General features: G+C 35.8%; 6 protein-coding genes. 1 reads left to right on the plus strand and 5 read right to left on the minus strand.

All coding sequences use genetic code 11. The features are described 5' to 3' along the window. Nucleotides 1-1,328, plus strand: a 1,328-nt coding sequence (locus D6734_09460) for a CCA tRNA nucleotidyltransferase (protein ID RMF93697.1), incomplete at its 5' end; no start/stop codon positions are given. A gap of 7 nt (nucleotides 1,329-1,335) precedes the next feature. On the opposite strand, the gene D6734_09465 is transcribed toward D6734_09460, so the two are convergent. The 5 genes from D6734_09465 to D6734_09485 all read right to left on the minus strand — a co-directional run. Continuing rightward, nucleotides 1,336-3,585 (minus strand): NADP-dependent malic enzyme, encoded by a 2,250-nt coding sequence (locus tag D6734_09465; protein RMF93698.1) that lies wholly within the window; start codon nucleotides 3,583-3,585, stop codon nucleotides 1,336-1,338. Nucleotides 3,586-3,708: 123 nt separating this feature from the next. Continuing rightward, nucleotides 3,709-5,328: a CTP synthase gene (locus D6734_09470; protein RMF93702.1), complete on the minus strand. Its 1,620-nt coding sequence runs from the start codon at nucleotides 5,326-5,328 to the stop codon at nucleotides 3,709-3,711. After that, a complete protein-coding gene (gene kdsB, locus D6734_09475; protein ID RMF93699.1) occupies nucleotides 5,318-6,055 on the minus strand; it encodes a 3-deoxy-manno-octulosonate cytidylyltransferase in 738 nt (245 codons plus the stop codon). Before kdsB ends, D6734_09470 begins: the two co-directional genes overlap by 11 nt. A gap of 80 nt (nucleotides 6,056-6,135) precedes the next feature. Continuing rightward, nucleotides 6,136-6,984, minus strand: coding sequence for a ribosomal RNA small subunit methyltransferase A (gene rsmA / locus D6734_09480; protein RMF93700.1), 849 nt, complete (start codon nucleotides 6,982-6,984; stop codon nucleotides 6,136-6,138). A gap of 26 nt (nucleotides 6,985-7,010) precedes the next feature. After that, on the minus strand, nucleotides 7,011-8,056 hold a 1,046-nt coding region (locus D6734_09485), incomplete at its 5' end, for a lipopolysaccharide heptosyltransferase family protein (protein RMF93701.1).

Consider the following 8,056-nt stretch of genomic DNA (forward strand, 5'->3'; position numbering starts at 1 on the left):
AAGATTTTTCAGTTATTCTTGATAAGGAACCTTATTTTCAGGAGAAGAATGTTAAGAGAATTATAGAAGAAAGAATGACAAAAGAGATTTTAAGCTATTTTGAGATAGTAAGGCAAATTGCCGATGAAAAAAGCGTGAATGCTTATCTTGTAGGAGGTATTGTTAGAGATATTCTACTCGGTATCGACAATTATGATATTGATATCGTTATTGAAGGCAATGGGGTAGCATTTGCAAAGGAATTTTCAAAAAGAGTAGATGGCAGGATAAAAACACATGGAAGATTTGGAACTTCTTCTGTATTTTTATCATCAGGATTCAGGATAGACTTTGCCACTGCAAGGGCGGAATTCTATGAGTCACCTGCCAAACTTCCTGTTGTTTTCCCCGGTTCTCTGAAAAGAGATCTACTCCGTCGTGATTTTTCCATTAATGCCCTTGCTGTAAGGCTCAATGGTAATCCTGCATATGTGTTGATCGATTATTTTGGAGGACAGAGAGATTTAAAGGATAAAGTGATTAGAGTACTGCATAGTCTAAGCTTTGTGGAAGATCCAACAAGAATATTTCGCGCATTACGGTTTGAGACAAGACTCAATTTTAAAATAGGAAAACAAACTCTTGCTCTATTAAAAGACTCTTTATCAAAGGGAGTGATGGGAAGAGTTTCAGGAAAAAGGATCCTTTCAGAATTTATACTTATTTTTAAAGAAGAAAAATTTCGTCAGATTTTGAGAAGGATGGAAGATCTCGGAGTATTGAAATCCATAAGCCCTTATCTTAAATATGATTCCTATTGTGAGGAAATTTTGAATAAGGTGGAAAAGGTGAAGGATTGGTATGAAATAGCTTTCACGGAAAGAAAAATAGAAGCATTGCATCTTTATTTGATGGGAATATTTCACAAATTGGACAAGGATTCTCTTAAAGTGGTATCTGACAGACTTTCTCTGCCCACTGCCATTAGAAAAAAACTTAGGATTTCGATAGAAGCTGAATCGATAGCAAGAAAGATTGAAAAAGCCGTAAAACCCTCTGAAATATATTCACTTCTAAAAGATTATGATGAAGAGCTAATCCTCTTTATAATGGCGCTAACAGAAAGAAGGAGTGTTATAAAAAAGATAAAGGAGTATCTTTCTACTTACAAAAAAGTAAAATCCATAATAACAGGCAATGACTTGAAAAATTTAGGCATAGAGGAAGGGCCTATTTATTCGAAAATACTTTCTGAAGTGCATAATGCCCATATAGACGGATTAGTTAAAACCAAAGAAGAAGAAATAAAACTTGCCCGACAGCTTTACAAGAAATTGATTGGGAAATAAAATCTCTCTATTCCTTATTTTGTGCATCAACGACTGCTATTGATGTCATATTTACAATGTCATTGACTTCGCATTCTCTTTGAAGGACATGGACAGATTTGCTCATCCCAACTAAAATTGGACCTATAACCTCTGCACCGCCTAATCTTTGCATCAATTTGTATGCAATGTTGCCCGAAGCAAGGTCAGGGAAAATAAGTATATTTGCACCGTCTTTTATATTACAGAAGGGATATGTATTTTTTATTATTTCAGGCACAACAGCAGTATCTGCCTGCATTTCACCATCGATTACAATATCAGGCCTCTTTTCCTTTACTATTTCAACGGCCTTTTTAACTTTTTCCGCTTCAGGATGCTTTGTACTTCCAAAATTGGAAAAAGAAAGCATTGCTACTTTGGGAAAGATATCGAACTCTTTTGCAAAGTCTGCCGCACATATAGCTATTTCGGCAAGGTCATTATGGTCAGGGGTGATATTTACAGTCGTATCTGCAAAGATGAAAACTTTTTCTTTTATGATAAGAAAATAAAGGCCACAGACTTTGTTCAATTCTTTCTTTTTCTTCACAATTTGAAGAGCGGGCCTTATAGTTGCAGGATAATGCTGAGTGATGCCTGATACCATTCCTTCCGCATCGCCAACATGGACCATCATCGAGCCATAGACGATTGGATTCTTCATCATCTCCTTTGCTTCTACAAGTGTTACGCCATTGCGCTTTCTTATGTCATGAAGCTTTTCTACATAGGTCTTAAATTTTTCAGATTCTAATGGGTTGATTATTTCAGCATCATCGATGTTTAGGCGATAATTTTCAGCGATCGATTTTATTTTTTCTTTCCTGCCCAAAAGTACGGGTTTTGCAATTTTTTCATCTATCAAAATATGACAAGCTCTGATAATCTTTTCATTTTCACCTTCTGGGAAAACAATCTTTTTAGGGTTTGATTTTGCCTTACTTATGATTGTTCTTACTATTTCCTTTGATTTACCAAGTCGAGCTTCAAGCTGTTTCTTGTATTCTTCAGGGTCTATTTTTATTCTTGCTACACCGCTTTCGATTGCAGCCATTGCAACTGCCGGTGCTTCCCAAAGAAGTACTCGCGGGTCAAAAGGTTTGGGGATGATATATTCAGGTCCAAATTTTAATTCCTTTACGCCATAGGCACGGCAAACTGACTCAGGGACATCCTCCTTTGCAAGTGCGGCAAGGGCTCGCGCCGCGGCAATCTTCATTGCCATATTTATTGATTTTGCTCTAACATCCAAGGCACCTCTAAAAATAAAGGGGAATCCTAAAACATTGTTCACCTGATTGGGATAATCTGAGCGTCCAGTTGCGAAAATTAAATCGTCTCTTGCATCGAGGGCGTCCTCATATGTAATTTCAGGGTCAGGATTAGCCATTGCAAAAACAATTGGCTTATCATTCATCGATTTGAGCATTTTTTTGGAGACACAGTCTTTTACCGAGACGCCTACAAATACATCCGCACCTTCCATAGCTTCCTCAAGAGTGCGGCACTTAGTATTGGAAGCAAGCCTCTCTTTGTATTTATTCATACCTTCTTTGCGTCCCTTATATACAACTCCTCTTGAGTCGCACATTATTACATTTTCCCGTTTGACTCCCAATTCGATATAAAGTTCTGCGCATGCAATACCTGCCGCTCCTGCCCCATTATAAACGACTTTTACTTTGTCAATGTCTTTTCCTGTTATTTCCAGTGCATTGAGAAGAGCTGCTGCTGAGATGATAGCAGTGCCATGCTGGTCGTCGTGAAATACCGGTATTTCAAGTTCTTTTTTCAATGTTTCCTCGATGTAGAAACAATCAGGAGCTTTGATATCTTCGAGATTGATGCCGCCAAAAGTTGGTTCCAAAAGCTTAACTACATTAATTACATCGTCAGGGTCTTTGGATTTAATTTCAAGGTCGAAGACATCTATATCGGCAAAACGTTTAAAGAGTACTCCTTTGCCTTCCATAACAGGTTTGCCTGCCAAGCCGCCTATGCATCCTAATCCCAAAACAGCAGTGCCATTGGATACAACGGCCACTAAATTCCCTTTGGCGGTATATTCATAAGCCATTTCGGGGTCTTTTTCAATTTCAAGGCAGGGTACAGCGACTCCTGGTGTGTAAGCAAGAGATAGGTCTCTTTGAGTTAAACAGGGTTTTGTAGCAATGACTTCGATTTTACCTTTTCTACCTTTTGAATGATACTCTAATGCTTCAGTTTTTAACGGCATAATCAATCTCCCACATTAATACAGCAACTGGAAAAATATCTCTTCTCCTTTAACAATTTTCAAATCCTCAAAAAATAGGATCAACTTATATTGAAATTTATACCTCTATCTTATGATTGTCAACTAAGCATCCTTTCCTGCATAAAGGTCGGTATATTTTAAAGCCGCTTTTATGAAGGCACGAAAAAGAGGATGTGCATTTAGAGGTTTTGATTTGAATTCTGGATGAAATTGAGTTGCAACAAACCATGGATGGTTTTTTAGCTCTATAACTTCTACATATTGGTCGTCTGGAGAAAGTCCGGAAAATACAACTCCTTTCTTCTTAAAAATTTCTCTATATTCATTGTTAAATTCATATCTATGGCGGTGTCTTTCATAAACTGTTTCCTGCTGATATGCTTCATATGCCTGAGTTCCCTTGATAATTTTACAAGGATACGCACCAAGACGCATTGTCCCGCCTTTTTCTTTTACATCTTTTTGGGATGACATAATATGAATGACATCATGGGCAGTTGTTGAGGAGAATTCTGAACTATTGGCACCTTCAAGGTTGCAAAGGTTTCTTGCTATATCGATGCTTGCAACTTGCATTCCAAGGCAAATTCCAAGAAATGGTATAAGATTTTCTCTGGCATAGGTTACAGCTTTGATTTTTCCTTCTATACCTCTTTCTCCAAAACCGCCGGGAACGAGAATTCCATCAACTCCCGAAAGATATTTTTCCAAGGGCTCATCAACAAGCCTTTCAGATTCAACCCACCTGATTTCAACTTTTGTGTCATTTGCAATTCCACTGTGAGTGAGAGCTTCAGATAAACTTTTATAGGATTCTGTGAGTTCAACATATTTTCCTACTATTGCAATCGTAACTTTGTATGTTGGATTGGATACCTTTTCTACGATTTCTTTCCATTTATCAAGTTTGGGTGTTCTTGCTTCTATTTGAAGTATTTTGAATATTATTTTATCCAATCCTTCTTTATGGAAAATTAGAGGCACTTCGTAGATAGTGCTTACATCCTTTGCTGTGATGACTGCATCCTTTGCCACATTACAAAAGAGACTGATTTTCGATTTTATTTCATCAGGCAGCTCATGAGAGGACCTGCAAAGGATAATATCTGGCTGAATACCTATAGACCTCAGCTCTTTAACAGAATGTTGAGTAGGTTTTGTTTTTAATTCACCTGCCGTTCCAAGATAGGGGACAAGGGTAAGGTGGATAAAAAGAGAATTTCCTCTTCCTAACTCAACACCTAATTGCCTGATTGCTTCAAGAAAGGGCTGGCTTTCAATGTCTCCCACTGTGCCGCCTATTTCTGTAATAACAATATCATTGGAATCAGCAAGGTTGAGAATACTTCTTTTGATTTCATCGGTAACATGCGGAATAACCTGCACCGTGCCGCCTAAATAATCGCCTCTTCGTTCTTTTCGTATGACGGTATTGTATATCTGGCCGGATGTTAGATTATTTTCCTTTTTCATTTGTGAAGATATGAACCGTTCATAGTGCCCAAGATCCAAGTCAGTTTCAGCTCCGTCTTCTGTTACATAAACCTCTCCATGCTGGAAAGGATTCATTGTTCCGGGGTCAACATTTAAGTAAGGATCTAATTTCAATAATGTTACTTTAAGTCCGCTGCTTTCAAGAAGTGCTCCAATGGCAGAAGCGGCAAGCCCTTTGCCTAATGATGAAACAACACCACCTGTAATGAATATAAATTTAGTTTTCATTTTTATCAATAAACCTTTCAATAGTCGTTAAATCTTCAGGCGTATCAACGCTCAATGATTCATATTCTGTTTCAATCACTTTTATTTTATATCCATTTTCAATAATTCGCAGTTGTTCCAATGATTCAGACATTTCTAAAGGAGATGGTTGGAGTGAGCTAAAGATCGGTAGGAATTCTCTTCTGAATGTATATATTCCAATATGTTTGAAGTGTAATCTTCTTTTAGACATTTTTTCTTTTACATATGGTATAGGATATCTTGAAAAATATAAAGCATAATCATTTTTATCTGTTACAACTTTTACAACATTAGGGTCATTCATTTCATCTTCATTGGTAATAAGTTTTTTAAAACTGCAAACAGGAAAATTGCCATTCTTTTTCATTTCAATTATAGAAGAGTCTATAATAGCAGGATCAATCAATGGCTCATCACCCTGAAGATTGACAATAATTTCCGAATCGCTTTTTTGTGCAGCTTCTGCTACTCTATCTGTTCCGGATTTGTGTGCCTTGGAAGTTATAACAGCTCTATATCCGTTTCTTTTGACTATTTCTTCAATTTCCACACTGTCTGTAGCGACAACGACTTCATCTACCTCTTTTGCAGAAAGAGCTCTTTCAACAACATGGATTATCATCTCTTTGTTTTTAATTTTAGCGAGAGGTTTGCCGGGGAATCGTGTTGACTCATATCTCGCAGGAATAATTACAGATGCTTTCATAATTTTTTAACTTAAAACCTTTAAGATTTAAAACAGGACAAAGACAAAGAATGAATGTTCTAATTTGTGCAATATTTCTTTTATCCCGGTTGGAATTTTATAATATCATAGATTTTTTTAAAATGGAAGAGGTCTAATTCTTCGGCTCGAACAGAAAGGTTGAAATTATGTGACAAAGAAAGTTGTTTTTCTAAAGCTTCTAATTTTTTATTGTCAAGCATCATCTTAATATTATTGCGTATTGTCTTTCTTCTGTGAGAAAAACAATTTTTTATGAACTTCAGGAATTCTACTTCGTTGTCAATTTTTACCTTAGGTTGTTTCAGCCTAATCAGATGTATCAATGTGGATTCAACCTTTGCAGGTGGGAAAAAACTTTTTCCAGAAATGTTGTAAATTTTCGAAGTTTTGAAGAAGATTGCAAAAGCAACTGACACATATCCATAATCACTATTGCCTCTTTCAGCAGAAATTCTGTCAGCCATTTCTTTTTGTATTAGAAAGACAATATCTTCAATTAGTCTTCTTTTCTCAAGCATCATAAAGAGAATTTGTGAAGAAATATTATAGGGAATATTTCCAACGACTCTTATCCTTCTGGAGGAAAAATAATCATTCCTTAATTTGTCTATGTCAATTTTTAGAATATCTCCTTTTAAAATTTTGCAGTTTTTATATTTTTTCAGTCTTTCCTCAGCAATTTCGTAAAGCTCTTTATCTTTTTCAATAGCAGCTATTTTTGCACCTGATTGGGCTAATAACTCTGTAAGCAGTCCTTCGCCGCATCCTATTTCCAAGATATTGTCATCTTTTTTAGGGTTTATAGATGAAACTATTTTTTTTAATATGCGGGGATTTTTTAGAAAATGTTGTCCAAGAGATTTTTTTGGCTTAATTTTTTTTCTGTCTATTTTTGAATATTGGACCATTGAAATACTTTTTTCAGAAATAAAAGCTAAACTTCATCAACTAATTCATTAAATGCTTTATATATATCTTCAGCAGATATTTCTTTCAAACAGCGCATATCATTACATTTTCTTTTATAGCAATTACTGCAGGGAAATTCTTTATAAACGACTTTGTGTTTCCCCCAATAAGGACCATTTCTTCGTGGACTGCTTGGACCATATATGCCGATTGTTGGTGTCCCTAAAATGGATGCTAAATGAAGAGGACCTGTGTCAGGACCTATGAGAATATCGATATAGGAAAGTACTACAGCGAGCTCTTTTATTGATGTATTTCTTATGCATTGGATGGGATTTTTCAGATTTTGTAGAATTTTAGATGTAAGCTCTCTTTCGTCCTTTCCCTCAATTAGAAGAATTTCAAAGCGATTGCTATTACAGATTTTCCTTATTAGTTCTGCATATTTGAAAGTTTCCAACAATTTTGTTTGCCATCCTCCACCCGGATATATTCCTACAATTGTTTGCTCCTTGGGTTTTAAATTGTATTTGTTCAGAGTTTTTTCTTTTAAAGATTCTGCTCCAAAGATTGATAAATCGGCTTTAAAATCTTCCACATTATAGCTGTCGATTCCTATTCCTTTTAAGAGTGATAGATTTTTTTCTATTATGTGCACATCTTTTTTATCAGGTGAGATATGCTCTTTGATGAAATAAAAATTCATTGGTTCGCGAAGGTGTTTTTTGTTAAAACCGATTGTTTTTTTTGCCTTTGAGAGGTATGTGATAATTCCGCTTTTAATCAATCCTTGAAAATCTATTGCTGCATCATATTGCCTTTTTCTTATAAGTTTAATGATTTGAGAAATTTCTCTTATAGTTGAAAATGTTGAGGCTGGATTTAATATTTCCTTCCTCCACTTTTTAGTATCGATTTCAATAATTGAATTGATGAGTGAAGATCCCCTGATTAGTTCAGATGATCTCTTTTCTACTATCCAATCTATACGGCTTGTTGGGAATTTCTTTCTCAGAAAATAGGCAGAAGGGATTGTATGAATTATATCGCCTAAAGCACCAAGCCTTACAA

It is taken from the genome of Candidatus Schekmanbacteria bacterium, from assembly GCA_003695725.1.
In the GTDB taxonomy this organism is placed as follows: Bacteria; Schekmanbacteria; GWA2-38-11; order GWA2-38-11; family J061; genus J061.